The sequence below is a fragment of the Desulfotruncus alcoholivorax DSM 16058 genome (assembly GCF_000430885.1).
In the GTDB taxonomy this organism is placed as follows: Bacteria; Bacillota; Desulfotomaculia; order Desulfotomaculales; family Desulfallaceae; genus Desulfotruncus; species Desulfotruncus alcoholivorax.
The window spans coordinates 13,540-28,390 of sequence record NZ_AUMW01000020.1; the positions used below are offsets into that span (position 1 = coordinate 13,540).

The following is a 14,851-nucleotide window of genomic DNA, read 5'->3' on the forward strand; positions in this document are numbered from 1 at the left end:
ACAGTGAATTAAAGCATTTTACATATGAGCATATACGTTTTAAACCATAATTGAAATTGGGGGGGATATATGTGAAGTTTAGCATCATGAGTAAACTAATGTTTGCTTGCACAGTTGTTTTACTGCTGGCGCTGGCCGCCTGCCTGTATCTTGTTTATCAAATCAAAAACACAGCAAATGATTACGACCAGCTGATAAATCAAAAAGCTTACGCTTACGCCTGGATGGAAGCCGCCCTGGCGCAATATAATGAAGCCGCTGCCAACGTAAGAGGTTATATCATCTCCGGTAAACCGGAACATATCAGCCAATATCAACAAGCAATCAAAGATGGGGATAATTACGTGGATAAGGTTGTTTCTCTGTTAAAGACGAAAAAAGAGAAGCAGATCATGGCTGATTTGCAAACGAGAATTTTCGCCTTTAAACAGTACGGCGAAGAAGCATTTCGTTTGGTCAAGGCCCGGGAAGACTCTAGGGGAAGCGATCGTATAGCTATTGAAGAGCAATTGATGGAGTTATCCCATACAAAAGGAAAAACGGTTGAAAATCTTACCGCTGCAGGAGAGGAGCTTGGAAAGTATTTCGAGTCGCAGCTATCAGACGTAAACAGTCAAAACTTGAGCAAAGTCAAACAAACAATTCGGATCTCGATAGCCCTGGTGGCTATAATGATTATCCTGGGATTGATCTTCGCCTACATATTTGCCCGCATGATAACCGGCCCGATCCGTCTGATTAATGCTGAAGCGGCCAAAATTGCCGCCGGCGACCTTACCGGCAAAAAGATTAATCTTCGAACCAAAGACGAGACCGGAGATCTGGCGCAGTCCTTTAACATCATGCTGGCAAATCTAAAGGAAATCGCCGGGGAACTTCAAGCCAAATCTCAAATGGTGGCTTCATCCGCCGCCGAATTAACCGCCGGCACTGAGGCCGTTACCGCAGGGTCTGAGGAAACCGCCTCAGCCATCAGCCAGGTAGCAGGCAATATGGAGCAGATCACAGCGAATGTCCAGCGTATTTCTGACGTTTCCACCCAGGCTGACGGCTTTGCCAGGGAAGGCAGTAATGGCCTAGAAAATGTAACTTTCCAGATAGCGGGGATTCAAAAAGCTACCCATGTCACCAGCCAGGCAATTAATGATTTGCACGATTCCGCCGCCCAAATATCACAGATCGTGGAACTAATTACCCAGATTGCCGACCAGACAAATTTACTAGCTTTAAATGCCGCCATCGAGGCTGCCAGGGCAGGAGAACACGGCCGGGGGTTTGCGGTGGTAGCCGAAGAAGTGAGGCAATTAGCCGAACAGTCTGCCGGCGCGGCGAAAGAAATTTACACCCTCATTATGAACATTCAGCAAGATGTCCAAAGGGCGGTCCAGGTTATGGAGGATGGAACAGCTAAAGTAGATGCCGGCACGGAGGTAGTCAAAAATGTCGGTAAAACATTTGAAAAGATCATTGCAGCCGTCCAGGGGCTGGCGGGAGATATCCAGTCGGTGAACACGACAATTGAGAATACTGCCTCAGCTGTGCAAAACGTGGCGGCAGCGTCCGAGGAACAGACAGCTACAATGGATGAATTATCTTCCACCACACAGAATCTGTCCAGGATGGCTGAAGAATTGGACTCACTTGCCGGGCGGTTTAAGCTGGCTTAGGTTAAAAATTTCTCATTGTTAATGCGGGCCTATAATTTTTTAGATCATTTCATGAAAGGAGTGATAATAAAATTTAGTCCCCGATTAAACTTAAAATTTTATATTAAGGAGAGATTGTTGTGAGAAGTAATAGCAAGTTGGTATTATTCTTAACTGTTCTCGCGTTAATTGTGCTGGTTTCCTCCGGGTGTTCCAGCTCCAAATCCTCTTCCCAAATGATGAATTCGGGTGACATGATTAAAGCAATTAACGGGAACCCCAATGAGATGGCCAGCGCCATGAGTTCCCAGGAAACCAGAAGTTCCATGAGCAATATTATGAGCTCCCAGCAGATGCAGCCGGCGCTAATGAACATGATGCACTCGCCTGAAATGCAAAAGAACATGGTCGGCATTATGAGCAACAAAGAGACTCGAGCTGACATGGTGAAGATCATGTCGGACCCGGCCATGCGCCAGCCAATGATTGACATTATGGCCGACCCGGCCATGAAGGACACGCTGGTAGCTATGATGAAGGACCAGCGGATAAGATCCATGATGGGCCTGGAAACCAAATAGTAGTAAAAACAGATGACCTAAAGTATTAAGCCAACCCGCATGATTCCCTGATCAGGTTGGCTTAATACTTTCATAGCTTTTAGGCCAAGCAAATTTGTTAAATCTGCGCGCACGGCAGCGAATTAAAATAAAAATTAAAAGCCATTCGGTCAAACTAGTAAAACTTAATCGACCATCACCCGCCAACAAATTACATAACAACTAGTATTCACTGGCATGGCCTGGATGTTCCCAACGTCATGGACGGCGTGCCGGATGTGGAGCCGTTGCCGAAAATTGACCCGGGCGCTTATTTTGACAGAAATTTTAACCCGCCGCAAGTTACCGGGCTTTAGCCCGAGTAAATAGGCTGGTTTTTAGATGGCTTTAGTCAAAGGTTTTACGAACACTTGTTTTGTGGTAAATATATGCTATTTTGTAAGTAAAAATATCAACAGGTGATAATGTGGAATACCTCAGAGATGAGAACTGGTTTCTACCCTTGGAATCTTTGCGGTTCGTCTAAACTCTACCGGGCAGTCGTAGAGCTCAGTAATATCCTGTTTGAATCATATAGAATAGCTGCGGTTAAGCGATCCCAGCCAGCCGCCCAGCTCGTTCAAAGCAAAAAGACCCTGGGGGTGTTTTGCCATGCTTTCATAAAAACTTTCGGGGGTGAGACGATCAGGAAACGTGCCAACCCCGGCTTTTTCACATAACGTCAGTTCCGGTGAGGAGTCCCAAATCCGACCGAGCAAACCGAACTCAGAAAAGATATGAATTCCTTCACTACCGGTGTTTGGAACTTGTTTTTATTATAAATTACAGAAAACTTCCTTACTAGAGAAACCTCCTTGACTTTAACCGAAACGAGAGTACCCAACTTCAATTCTTTTTGTACTGCCCATTTAGAAATAATTGTTGCGCCAAACCCGGCTTCCACAGCCTCCTTTACTGCTTCGGTACTTCCTAATTCCATAACCACGTTTAATTCAGATAGATTTATACCTGCTTCCTTTAATCTATCTTCGGTTATCTTCCTTGTACCCGACCCTTGTTCTCTCAAGATAAAAGGCAACGCCGCACGTTCATCAATTAAGATAAACTCCTTGCCAGCCAGGGGATGGTCTATGGGAAGCAAAACATGTTTACGATCCTGCGGAGGGAGCGGAGGGTGTCCCCCGGGCACCCGGAAGCGCTTTTCATGCTCCTCTTCCCGGGCTACGCACTCAAAGAATCAAAAGGGAAGAGGTGTGCGTAACAGATAAATCACTACCAATACCGTGACTAATAATAACGTGGCAGCCAGCAACAAGTCAGCCGTAATTGAAGGACGGTATGTACCCTGATCAATCTGGGAACGAGTTTGCCGGTAACGGGCGGCAGCCAGGATTACAACCAACCCTGACATTATGCTAAAAGCCACTCCCAGATAATCTGCCACCCCTCTAGCCGGAGTGGAAAACATGCTGTCCTGATATTCCAAGAACCGTAAATATGCCGAAAATTTTTCAATTACAAAACCAAAGGCCAAAATGGCTACAGAAGTACGGATCCAGGACAGGAAAGTTCGCTCGTTCGCTAGATGTTCTTGTATATGCTGCCGTTCGCCTGTTTGGCGATATCTATCTTCATTATCCTTCCTATTCAATTCTAACTGCTCCTTTGTCACCATTATTAGTATGGTCTAATCGCGCAATAGTCCCCGCCGGAGCATCTTTTCTTTTACGGTGGGATAGTAATCAAGATTGGTATGGGGCAGAAATTTACTGCCCACAAACTTATTCATAAATACCTCGCTGGCGTTAAGCTCAAAATACGTTATGCTGCGCGCTATCTTCTCGGCCTCCCGTCTACTGTCATCGGATATCAGCACCAGTCTGGCTCCTTCCCCGGAACTGTTGCCTAGCCGGATCATTCGTTCCCGGGGCAAGTCCGGATACAATCCTATGGTTATGGCTGATTCCAGATCCAGATACTGCCCAAAAGCTCCTGCGGCATAAAAAGTTTCTATGTCAGCCAATTGGCATCCCACACCTTCAAGCAACACTTCCAAAGCTGTATTAACAGCGCTCTTGGTGCGCATGATATTATCAATATCGGTCTGGGTAAAAGTAATATCTTTTCCGGTGGCAGATTCAGATGCCGGCACTACGACAAATTCCTTTTTATTGTCCCTGAACTTCCCCGCCCGATCAATGATTCCGGCCAGCAACAATTCAGCCAGGCAATCTACCAATCCGGAACCGCAAATGCCCACGGCCTTTTGCCCACCTATAGTTCGATAAACCACCTTCCCGGTTTCCGCATCAATTCGCACCTGATAAACGGCCCCCGGCTCGGCCCGCATGCCGTCGTGGGCAACACCGCCTTCCAGTGCAGGGCCGGCTGCTCCGGCACACGCCGCAAGCCATTCACTGTTCCCCAATACCATTTCCCCATTGGTACCGATATCGATAAAGAGAGCCAGTTCCGGTTTTTTGTACATTCCGCTGGCAAGAATACCGCCGGTTATATCTCCGCCCACATAACTACCAACCCCTGGTAAACAATAAAGAGGCGCTTTGGGGTTAACTGCCAGACCGGGTTCAGATGCGTTAACGCAGCCTGGCAGATTAACAACAGGTACATATGGTTCCATGCAGATCCGGGAGGGATCAAGCCCTAAAAGCAAGTGTGCCATCGTAGTATTGGCACCCACGGTGACGGCACTAATTTCTATGTTTTTTATTTTTAATTTCCGCACCAGGCGGTGAATAATATTATTTAATGTGTTCACTACTGCATCCTGCAGCTGTTTTCTGCCCTCCGGCGTGCCGGCCAGGTAAATTCTGGTTAATATATCTTCTCCATACCGGACCTGTTCATTATAATCAGCAGCGGAACCCAACATTTTCCCAGAGGTCAAATCTACAAGGTAACCTACCACAGTGGTCGTTCCCAGGTCTACCGCCAGCCCGAAATGGCGTTCCGTCTTGTCACCAGGCTCGATATCAATCATTTGCCAATTCCCCCCGAAATCGGCCACCGTCACTGTTACCCGCCAAGCTGCCTGGCGTAATACTTCACTCACTTTGTTCATCAAGTCCAAAGGTACTGTCAGGTTATGATACCGGTCATTCAATGCCGCCATTAATCTGTCAACATCAGCCTGATTGTTTAATAAACTGGGTGGATCCAGTTCAATATAATGCTTCCGGCTCATCGGGTTTATGGTAACATCGACAAGAACCCGGTTCTGCAAAATAATTTCATTATTGCTATTTTGTACCGACAATGACTTTTACACCTCTTTATTAGTAATTGATATCCGGGATTTCATATCATATGGCGTCTTTATTTCCCAAGCGCCAGGTCTAAAACCTCCGTCTTTAGGCGGAAGCTTTAAGTTTAGGAGTTGACTTTGCGTAGATTAGCTGTAACATTCATCCAAGAGGTGAATGTTACAGTAGCGGAAGCCGTTTGAGTAATTTTCAACTGTTTCTTTCCGCTCAGGCTTTGATATACGCGTATCCTTCAGCTTGCTTTTTGGCAATCTCTGTTATACCCGCCGGAACTACCGTAATAAAAGGGGGTAGCATGTTTTCATCTAAGGAATGCATCCTAAGAGCGTTTCGGCAGGCAACAAATCTTATTCCCATTTGGGCTAACTTATTCATTTCTTCATATAGCTCTCCATTTGCTTTTCCACAACTCGTTGAAGTTTCCCCTGAACCTCCTGCGATTTGGCATTTATCACTATAAGCAGAAACCGCAGCACCGTTAGCCACAACCTCAATATCCGCATTCTCCTGTCCTACATCTTTAACAAAATTAATGACGTTTAAAAGTGTCCTTTGCCACCTTTCAAGTTCGTTTACATGAAAAAGAACTTTCAGTTTGCCCATCAGAAATGCCTCCTTTTTTAAAAAGGTAACCTATTACCAGGGCTACAGGGATTAATAGCACCACTCGCCCCAATTTTACTAAAATTGCAATGTCAGCGCCAATTTCCCGCCGGCCATAGCTGCGGACACCACGTGGCCCACCCCATACAACGTAGATCCGGTAAGCACTCCGTAAGCATAAGGATTAAACTGTAAGAGTGGATGGATCATGGTATAGGTTGTGTTTCCAAGGTACCCAGTATGGCAATAATAGCAACTGACAGGGTTGTTTCGTCATCATCTGCTTGTACTAAGAACGCTACGGCAGCAATGGCTAATGTCCCGCATACAGCGATACCAACCCCAATGAGAGAGGCCAGGCGACTGGTTAGGGATAATCGCTTCCCCATCCACCCCAAAAGGTGATGGTAAAAGTGATAACTAATGTATCAAGCAAGATGATTTTGGAGCCGGAGGCCAATAACTGACTAATGTCCAGCCGGATGCCCATCAAACTATAAATACCTCCGAAGCTTCCAGGAAGCAAACTATAGCTATAGTTTAAACATATCATCATTGAGGGCCGAATGGAAATATCAAGTAATGATGTGATTTATAAGTGGTGCTTATAAATGGGAGTGTAAACAGGCCAAAAGCATCTCCGCAGTAACCGGACCTGATGGCGCCGTCGCGGTATATTGCCTGCCCGGCTTTGGTATTAATGTTGTCCAGGCATCGATTGCCGGCATAAGCCCAAAAGCCGAATTCGTTGCCTGGGGTACGGCATCCTCAACCAACAAAGGCTCGGTTACAAATTACAGGAATTTGTACCATGGGCATCATTACGGTAATCTTGAAGTGTATTCAATTAATGAAAAAGGCAATCCGGGGCCTGTCTGCAAAGTGGATGAACAGGGACATTTTGAACTGCCGGCGGACAAAGGTATTTGGACGCTGGGCTTGCGGATTTGCCGGACATAGCCGGCCCTGGTGGCAAAAAGAATTGGCTATGATTTCAGCGCCTTTACCGGCAACGGGGCGGCCATCAAAGACATACTCAGCCAGAACATGGAGTCCCGGTTAAGATATACCGGAAAAGAATTGCAGGCTGCCGGTCTGAAAGATAGTTTTACCCATAAAATTGCGGCCATCTATAACCTCAGCGCCCGGGAATTCATGTGGCTGTTTTTGGGAAAAGAGTGGCACTTTGCTGGTGTGGGCGTGGACCACTGGGCATAGGCATACAATCCGGTTACTTCATTGGCCCGCAAAAACGTGCTGCAAGGAACCGGCGGCGGCAGGTTTTCACCCGATGAACCGGTAACCAGGGCCGGCTGGCCGCCTTCCTGTCCCAAAAAACCAATAAATCATTGTAAAACCAATAACATAACAAGTGCAATTGCAAAAAACTGCACCAAATAAGTAATAAAAGTTGAGCTCTTATTTTTCATAACAACACCCTCTTTTCAATCATGCTTCACCACAATATTCGCCAAATTTAACGCACGGAAGCAGCCTGCGGAACCTGTTTCCTAATTTATTGTTTCAATAAGGCGCTTCGGGTGCCCCAGACACGTGTGGCAGGATTCCAATATGCTAAATTCAATTTGACCGGAATAATTCAATTCCTTTCTAAACATAAAAAGATCCCGTCCTTTAATTGACGGGATCTCATTGGTTTTTACTTCACCACAATATTCACCAGTTTACCCGGCACCGGAATTATCTTGAGAACCTGTTTGCCTTCAATCATCTGCTGCACCCTAGGCTGGGCCAGCACCAGTTCTTTCATTTTTTCTGGGCTGATTCCGGCCAAGGCTGTTTGTGGATGCTTTCCACGTGGCCAATGCCATGCCACAATTCTTTGGTAATGTGGGGTGCAAAAGGAGCCAAGAGGATCAACAAATTCTCCACCGCCTCCCGCAGCACCGCCGGGTCCCGGTCGGATCCGGCACCTCCTTATACTGGAAAAGCCCGTTGACCAGCTCTATGATGGCTTAATTACAGCTTTAATTCCTTGTTCATTGGGCAACCCGTTAAAAGCCCCCGAATTAACCATTTTTCCTTCGGCAGTAGGACTTCAGATAACCAACGCCAGTATTTGCCGTTGGATATTGATGTATCCCCGTTAATCCAGAAACTAAGGTGAACTGAATGGTGTTAGAGGTTACAAATTGCCTATATTTACTATATAGGGGTCCTTTGTGTAAAATGTAACACGGATTCAGGCGGCATTTTATTTTGGCAAATTCCCGGCAGTTTATCGTGAGAAACAACACCTTCGCAAGCATAAAGGCTTTTGGCTCTTTATGTCCCACTGCAACTTGGTGCGTGTCCCCTTAGTTTTGTCCTCCAGTCTGTTATCAGCTTTCACGGGCTAAGGGTTTAGCACTACTATGGGATCATCATCTGCCACCCGACACCACGTATCCTCTTCCTTGCGTTCCTCTTGTTTGAGTTTACCTACTTTGACAGCATGATGGTGCCGGGCTTCCCCGGTTAAGTCTGCTTGCCTGAACTTGAACCCATCCGTCCTAACCTCCCAGGTTATCAAGCTATTGGGCTTTCCCATTTTGTGCAAGGTTACCCACCTGGAAGGCCAACTCCGGTTCGCTTGCGCTATGTTCCAAGTCCCCCTTCGGCTTCCTTCAGACCCCACCATTGCTAGTGACGCCCTTGCCTACGGGTTGTATTCCCGCTGGTTGGGTGACAGGGTTTCTTTCAACCAATTGGCACGGCAGATATGCCGGGCGAACAAGAAAAAGACCCGCGCAAATGCGGGTCACAGGTGTGTGCCAGGGGTGTTAGTTATGCCACTGTCGCCCACCCTGCAGCGACAGCTTCCATGAAAAAAGCCGAAATTGATTTCGGCTTAAAATAACGAAGCTATGTAGGTACACCGAACTCTTACATATCCCCTTAAAATGAAAATCAGTGAAACCTTTGTGAATCTCTTGTGAATCTCCCACGGATTTTTTGGGGTATTTAGGGGGTATTTTATCAGAATATGTATAGACCCTATAAAATTTGGGTTTGGTGCGCCTGACAGGAATCGAACCTGTGCACCCGGCTCCGGAGGCCGGCGCTCTATCCCCTGAGCTACAGGCGCATGCCAAAAATGCTACATAGAATATTGTATCACAAATAATAAATATTGCAAGTGAAATATCATCAATCCAGAGCTGAAGCATAAAAATAACCTGAGTATTAACCATTGCAATTTACCCTCTTAAATTTTAGCCATGAAAGCATTTGTGCGAATATTTCTTATGTCCTATACAGGCGGGAGCTAAATGACGAATAATATATACGAATCATGGCATGTCAAATAAACCATCTCCAATGGTTCCAATGTCAGGTTCTCTTTTAACGTATTCATTTCATGCTACAAGGTTCAGTTTCCATAGCTGCTTAGCTTCACGCGCTTCTTGTATCTTCACTTTATTCAGAGGACTTCAACTATATACAAGCTTTAGATAGCTAATAAAGCAACGTATCTCAAGTTCTTTTTACTTTTTATGCAAAAGCTCGCTGTTAAGCGCCAGTATATTCAATAGTCTACCTATTTTCATTAAATAATGGAATCCTTCCATTGCATTCAAGGTATAGGAATAACAATGCTCATACTGTAGAATCTCATTTTCATTTAGCCAAAACCCATCCATATCATCAGATTAAATAATCTGCAATCGTTATCAATCCCAAAATAAACTGCTTAAACTTCTTAAATTAAATTGGTATGAATAAATAGTCAGTCCGTGAGTCCCTGACAGATATTACCTTCCAAAATCCCCCTTAGAAAAAGGTAGAATATTTGCTGGAAGTGATAATAAATGCTGCAGATATTCTATACAACAGCAACACCGGAAGAATATCAGCGTATGGGGAAAAACTTTCCCTTCCCCGTACCCGATTCTTGTCCCAATCCGGAATGTCTTGTTAAAGTACCGCCCCAAAAGCATAGTTTTTATAAGCGTAATGCCATAGACGCTAACTTTAGTGGCAGAATCTTAATCCGGCGATACTACTGCAAGCATTGCGGCAAAACCATCTCCTACCTGCCTACCTTTTGCCTACCATATTTTCAATATACCGTAGAGGCAATCTTTACAGCCTTATGCCATATATTAAACTCTAACTATTCTCTACGGTCTTGCTTAAAGCTTTTGAAATACCTGGGGTGGGCTCCATCCCATTTGCAATTTTATGTAAGGCGATTTTTAAACAATCTAAACCGAATTAAAGTAGGTCTACGCCAACTTATCCCCGGTACCAGGCTACCACCAGATAACCAGGACAAAAGATAAGGAGCCAAAGAAGTACTGCGCATTGTAACAACCGGATTTCCCCAAATCCAGGCCTTCGCGACAAGGTTTTATACACAATGCAGGTACTCATTCATGACTCCTAGCAAATTATTTTAGCATATCAGAAGCTGCTTGGGTACCCTTGATATGTAAATAGCGCCACCAACATAACTTTTGTCTGGGAGTTTCCTGTAATGAACTGGTTCTTAAAATGGGTAGAGTAAACCTGTATTGGTGAGTAAGGTTCCGGTATTCTTCAATTATATTTTCATTAGTCTTTTTCAGATTTTTTAATTCGCCAACTACCTGAACCAAAGTCAAACTACGAATGTCAGTAATCTTGCCAGATTTTCCTGTAATTCTTTTGATTTGGCCTTAAGAGTTTTGACTTCCTGATTAAACATGAAACTACTAATTCCTTGCCAGACTAGGGCAAATAAAGATATGATTATAAATACCAGGGTCAGCTTTTTATTACGACCTTGATGTTTTTCTTCTTGTTTTACTTCGTAGATTCCTTTATATTTTCTAACGTTTTAGGTCCATTAATTGAAGTATACTCTTGTTGATCATTATCCATTTTTTATCACCACCTTTTTTAAAAATAATATATCGTCATAATTGTTACCCTGGAAAAATATTTAGTATGTACCTATGCCAGGATGACCGAAAGCCGATGATGGAAAGGTCTTATTTTTCTTTCACAGGATTGCATCCCTTTTATGAAGGATTAGATAACTTAATTTCCTTACTTAGCATTTTCTACATATTTGTAAAATTCCTGTGATTAATGTCATCAATAAAACGACATACATAGACAGTAGTTTACAATTAAAAATTTAACTTACCCGCCTTTCATCTCCTCCCTTCACGGAGGGGATGAAAGGCGGGTAAGTTATGACCAGCACAACAAACATATGATTGCGTCATCCAGGCTATTACGCAAAGAATTCCCCGAACTCAAAAAGGAGCTTTGGAGCAACAGTTTTTGGAGCCCTAAACCTACCAGAGATTAGTGAATTAGCCAATAAGTACAGCTGGAACAAAAACCTGCGCCGCAAGAAGATATTGGAACTGCTCTTGGATAGAGCAAACCAGACGGTGTAACTAAACTACTATGAATCCATAATGTCATCTCCAGCCGGGATGAAGGTAACAGACCGTATCTTTTGGTCACTGTGTTTTGCAAGATTCATTAAGTAGTATTTAAAGGGTAAGCACGTACATCTATGGAATTTCCTACTGGCAAAAAACGGGCCTATTATAGCCCGTTGACTTATACCAGCCCGACACTATCAGGTTGGGGGCGTGCCGTGGTATTTTTTCCTGGGTGGCAGCTTTTCCCGCTTGTTCCTTGTTAGCCGCAGTGCCTCAATGATCTTTTTCCTGGTTTCCGCTGGCTCGATGATCTCATCAACCACCTGGGCGGTCCAGCACTTGGCTACATCGAAAACGTCCAGTTTTTCCCTGGCCCGGTTCAAGTAGCCTGTATAAGCGTCCTCTTCCATGCCCAGGCCGTCCCGTACTTTTCCATAATCCACCGTGGACGCCTCCACGGCAAACCTGGCAGTGGGCCAGGCATAACACAGGTCGACGCCCATGCCGTGCACCCCGCCCATGACGATGCTTCCGGCGTCGCCGTAAGCCTCCCTTAGTACCACGCTAATCTTGGGTATAGTGGAGGTGGCGTATACGTCCAGTATTTTCCCGCCGTGACGCAGCAGACCAGCCATTTCCTGCCCCTGCCCCGGCACCGTCGGAGATGTATCCACCAGATTGACCAGCGGAATATTGTAAGCATCCAGCACCTGCAGAAAACGGTAATACTTATCGCAGGAGTTTATTTCCAGCACGCTGCCCGGCTCGGCGGGATTGTTGGCCACCAGTCCCACCACTTCGCCGTTGAAGCGGCAGAAGCAGGTAACCAGATTTCTGGCATAGCCGCTTTTTATTTCGTAATACCGGCCATCGTCCACCAGTAATTCAATTACCCGGCGCATGTCGTAGGTTTTGTCAAATTCATCGGGCACCACGTCCATCAGTTCGTGCACCGGACGATCCGGGCTGTCACCAGCCTTTACCACCGGCGGCTTTTCGCGCCAGTTGGAGGGCAGGTAGCTCAGCAGCGCCCGGGCTTTTAGGATTGTCTCCCGGTCGTTGTCGCCCACTACGTCGCAGGTACCGCTGAATTCCATGTGGTAATCGGCGCCCCCAACGTTTTCGTCTATCTTTTCCGAGGTGGCCGCCTGGACCATGCGCGGCCCGCCCAACCACAGGTACCCGGTCTGCCTGCTCATAAGAAGGAAGTCACACAGGGTGGGCGCATAGGCTTGCCCGGCAATACACGGTCCCATCAGCACGTTGAGCTGCGGGATTACTCCCGAGTAGCGCGACTCCAGGGCAAAGTACCAGTCTATTCCCGCCGTTAACAGGGTACTGCTGCCCAGCCTGCCGCCGGAGGAGTCTAAAAGCCAGACCATGGGAATACCCCACCCCGCCGCCATTTCTATCAGCCGGGCACACTTCTCCAGGTGCTGGCTGCCGATGGAACCGCCCAGCACGGTAAAATCGCTTGCGTAAACTGCCACCGTGCGCCCCTCCACTTCCCCGGTGCCGATTACGGCGCCGTCACAGGGGGCGTCTACTTCTTTGCCGTCAATCCGCCTGGTGTTGGTGTTCACACAGGAACCCAGTTCGGCAAAAGTACCTGGATCAATCAGGCAGTCCACCCTTTCCCGGGCCGTCATTTTTCCCCGGGAACGCTGTCTGTTGACGGCCTCGATTCCACCGCCCACCAGGTTTTTCTTCCTTATTTCATGCAGTTTCCGAAGGGCTTCTTCCATAACCTTCCCCACGAAACATACCTCCTCAACTGGTAAATAACTTTTCGGTCAAGCCATGCGTTTCAAATTCATCAGGCCGGTTTAATGGAGCGCTTTTTTTCCGGCCATTCCTCGTGCTTGTTCGCGGTGGCTTCCAACGCCCTGATGATCCTGGATCGGGTTTCCCTGGGGTCGATTATCTCGTGCACCGTGTAGTAAGTGGTCCAGTGCTTACCCATCTGGAATACGCTGAACATTTCCTTCAGAATGCCCAAGTAGAAATCAAAGACCTGCTGGTAATTTCCCTTTTCCTTAGCCTTGGCCAGTTCCTTGTTGAAAACTGCGTGTACCACCGTTTCTGGGCCGGTGGGGGCGAATTCCATGGTGGGCCAGCCGTAAATGAAATCCGGGTTCATCCCGGAACAACCCATCACAATATTACCGCCTCCGTAAGACCTGCGCAGTACCATGGTTACCTTAGGGCACGTCAGGTGGGCGTAAGAATGCAGGAGCTTGGCGCCGTGCCGAATTACCCCCATGCGTTCCCACTTGTCCCCGGGTACGAAAGCGGTGGTGTCAACCATGGTCACCAGGGGAATATCGAAGGCGTCCAGGAAATTGATAAAACGGTCCATTTTATCCGATGAATCGGGCTCGAATATCCCGCTAAGTTCCTCGGGGTTGTTGGCCACGATACCGGCCACCCGGCCACCAAACCTGGCAAATCCTGTAACCAGGTGGGGTGCGTATTCATCTTTTAATTCAAAAAACGACCCGGCGTCCACAATTTTTTCAATAACTTCGTAGATATTGTAGGTGAACTTGGGGTTGTCCGGCATAATTTCCAGTAACTCGTCGGCCTCGCCCTCGGATTCGGTAGGTTCGACGGCCGGGGAAACCTCCTCCCAGCAGTTCTGCGGCAGGTAATCAAGCAGGATTTTAGCCTGTTCGATAGCTTCTGCGTCGCTACCGGCGAGTAAATCACACTGGCCGCTCCTGGTCATGTGAAAAGCCGCCGAACCAGCGTCGGGTGACTCAATGGAACCGCCCAACCATAAGAAAGAAGTCTTTTCGTTCATGATTAAAAAGTCCGCCAGAACGGGCAGGTAGGCCAAAAGACCGGTGCAAGGACCCAGCAAAAGGGTGATGCGGGGGATTACCCCGGAATAAAGGCAGTAGTTGCGCAGCAGGTAGCCCAGACCGTTTAATCCCACGTCCCCGTTTTTCATGCTCAGCCGTTCCCCGGCGGAATCAATAATGCCGATAAGGGGCACCCGCAGCCGGCCGGCCATCTTCACCAGGTCACCCAGTTTCCAGGCCGCCTGGTCGCCCAGCGACCCGGACATGACCGTGTAATCCATGGAGTATACCAGCACCTGGCGGCCCTTCACCCTGGCCAGCCCCATGATTACCCCGTCGGAGGGGCTGTTCCTGTTCTTGCCGTCAAAGGGCGGTCGGGTATCCCGCACCGTGGAGCCGATTTCGTCAAAACTGCAGGGGTCAGCCAGCAGGGCGATCCTCTCCCTGGCCGTCATTTTCCCCAGGGCATGCTGCATCGCGGCCCTGTCCTGCCCTCCCCCGGCAGTATTTTCCGCCCGCAGTTGCGCAAGCTTTTTTAAATGGTCATCCATCCATTTACCCAATTAAATG

Annotated in this window: 15 protein-coding genes, 1 tRNA gene and 2 pseudogenes; 7 read left to right on the forward strand and 11 right to left on the reverse strand. The window is 47.1% G+C overall.

Annotated elements, in window-relative coordinates:
• Positions 1-71: 71 nt before the first annotated feature.
• From H569_RS0110780 to H569_RS23135, 3 genes are all read left to right on the forward strand, one after another.
• A complete protein-coding gene (locus H569_RS0110780; RefSeq protein ID WP_027365008.1) occupies positions 72-1,667 on the forward strand; it encodes a methyl-accepting chemotaxis protein in 1,596 nt (531 codons plus the stop codon).
• 119 nt (positions 1,668-1,786) lie between these two features.
• Entirely contained in the window at positions 1,787-2,227 is a 441-nt protein-coding gene (locus H569_RS0110785; RefSeq protein ID WP_034630301.1) for a hypothetical protein, read from the forward strand.
• A 206-nt stretch (positions 2,228-2,433) separates the two neighbouring features.
• Positions 2,434-2,562 carry a multicopper oxidase domain-containing protein gene (locus H569_RS23135; protein ID WP_257720104.1) on the forward strand — a complete coding sequence of 43 codons (129 nt, stop codon included), beginning with the start codon at positions 2,434-2,436 and terminating at the stop codon, positions 2,560-2,562.
• A 365-nt stretch (positions 2,563-2,927) separates the two neighbouring features.
• Here the strand turns inward: H569_RS23135 and H569_RS20110 are convergent, their stop codons facing one another.
• The 6 genes from H569_RS20110 to H569_RS23335 all read right to left on the reverse strand — a co-directional run bounded on the left by H569_RS20110 (position 2,928) and on the right by H569_RS23335 (position 6,586).
• A complete protein-coding gene (locus tag H569_RS20110; RefSeq protein WP_238492525.1) occupies positions 2,928-3,347 on the reverse strand; it encodes a LysR substrate-binding domain-containing protein in 420 nt (139 codons plus the stop codon).
• A 96-nt stretch (positions 3,348-3,443) separates the two neighbouring features.
• Complete coding sequence (locus H569_RS20115; protein ID WP_051273588.1) at positions 3,444-3,857, reverse strand: YidH family protein; 414 nt, start codon at positions 3,855-3,857, stop codon at positions 3,444-3,446.
• Between the two features lie 36 nt (positions 3,858-3,893).
• Entirely contained in the window at positions 3,894-5,483 is a 1,590-nt protein-coding gene (locus H569_RS0110810) for an ASKHA domain-containing protein (RefSeq protein ID WP_051273589.1), read from the reverse strand.
• A 214-nt stretch (positions 5,484-5,697) separates the two neighbouring features.
• Complete coding sequence (locus tag H569_RS0110815) at positions 5,698-6,093, reverse strand: DsrE family protein (protein ID WP_027365012.1); 396 nt, start codon at positions 6,091-6,093, stop codon at positions 5,698-5,700.
• A gap of 206 nt (positions 6,094-6,299) precedes the next feature.
• Complete coding sequence (locus H569_RS23640) at positions 6,300-6,482, reverse strand: putative sulfate exporter family transporter (RefSeq protein WP_081410978.1); 183 nt, start codon at positions 6,480-6,482, stop codon at positions 6,300-6,302.
• Positions 6,461-6,586 carry a hypothetical protein gene (locus H569_RS23335; protein ID WP_257720102.1) on the reverse strand — a complete coding sequence of 42 codons (126 nt, stop codon included), beginning with the start codon at positions 6,584-6,586 and terminating at the stop codon, positions 6,461-6,463. The genes H569_RS23640 and H569_RS23335 overlap by 22 nt, the downstream gene beginning before the upstream one ends.
• A 476-nt stretch (positions 6,587-7,062) precedes the next feature.
• On the opposite strand from H569_RS23335, the gene H569_RS0110830 reads away from it, so the two are divergent.
• Together H569_RS0110830 and H569_RS23645 are read left to right on the forward strand one after the other, a co-directional pair.
• Positions 7,063-7,311, forward strand: a complete 249-nt coding sequence (locus tag H569_RS0110830; RefSeq protein WP_027365013.1) for a hypothetical protein — start codon at positions 7,063-7,065, stop codon at positions 7,309-7,311.
• Positions 7,312-7,326: 15 nt separating this feature from the next.
• A pseudogene (locus H569_RS23645) lies at positions 7,327-7,494 on the forward strand (S-layer homology domain-containing protein); the annotation flags it as partial.
• A gap of 259 nt (positions 7,495-7,753) precedes the next feature.
• Here the strand turns inward: H569_RS23645 and H569_RS21840 are convergent.
• Positions 7,754-8,069: pseudogene (locus H569_RS21840) on the reverse strand (class I tRNA ligase family protein); the annotation flags it as partial.
• Positions 8,070-8,449: 380 nt separating this feature from the next.
• Entirely contained in the window at positions 8,450-8,653 is a 204-nt protein-coding gene (locus tag H569_RS0110850) for a hypothetical protein (RefSeq protein ID WP_027365014.1), read from the reverse strand.
• A 162-nt stretch (positions 8,654-8,815) separates the two neighbouring features.
• On the opposite strand from H569_RS0110850, the gene H569_RS22540 reads away from it, so the two are divergent.
• Positions 8,816-8,953 (forward strand): hypothetical protein, encoded by a 138-nt coding sequence (locus tag H569_RS22540; RefSeq protein WP_157833516.1) that lies wholly within the window; start codon positions 8,816-8,818, stop codon positions 8,951-8,953.
• Between the two features lie 153 nt (positions 8,954-9,106).
• Here H569_RS22540 and H569_RS0110860 read toward each other — a convergent pair.
• A tRNA-Arg gene (locus H569_RS0110860) sits at positions 9,107-9,181 on the reverse strand.
• A 772-nt stretch (positions 9,182-9,953) separates the two neighbouring features.
• On the opposite strand from H569_RS0110860, the gene H569_RS22965 reads away from it, so the two are divergent.
• Positions 9,954-10,379 (forward strand): DUF6431 domain-containing protein, encoded by a 426-nt coding sequence (locus H569_RS22965; protein WP_238492531.1) that lies wholly within the window; start codon positions 9,954-9,956, stop codon positions 10,377-10,379.
• Between the two features lie 1,295 nt (positions 10,380-11,674).
• Here the strand turns inward: H569_RS22965 and H569_RS0110875 are convergent.
• Both H569_RS0110875 and H569_RS0110880 read right to left on the reverse strand, forming a co-directional pair.
• A complete protein-coding gene (locus H569_RS0110875; protein WP_051273590.1) occupies positions 11,675-13,234 on the reverse strand; it encodes an acyl-CoA carboxylase subunit beta in 1,560 nt (519 codons plus the stop codon).
• 59 nt (positions 13,235-13,293) lie between these two features.
• The gene (locus tag H569_RS0110880) at positions 13,294-14,844 is read right to left on the reverse strand and encodes an acyl-CoA carboxylase subunit beta (protein ID WP_051273591.1); all 1,551 of its coding nucleotides are present in this window, start codon (positions 14,842-14,844) and stop codon (positions 13,294-13,296) included.
• Between the last annotated feature and the right edge of the window lie 7 nt (positions 14,845-14,851).

Coding starts and splice junctions, on each gene's coding strand:
- H569_RS0110815 (WP_027365012.1), bottom strand. CDS start 6,093: ATGGGCAAACTGAAAGTTCTTTTTCATGTAAACGAACTTGAAAGGTGG.
- H569_RS22540 (WP_157833516.1), top strand. CDS start 8,816: ATGCCGGGCGAACAAGAAAAAGACCCGCGCAAATGCGGGTCACAGGTG.
- H569_RS22965 (WP_238492531.1), top strand. CDS start 9,954: ATGGGGAAAAACTTTCCCTTCCCCGTACCCGATTCTTGTCCCAATCCG.
- H569_RS23640 (WP_081410978.1), bottom strand. CDS start 6,482: ATGGGGAAGCGATTATCCCTAACCAGTCGCCTGGCCTCTCTCATTGGG.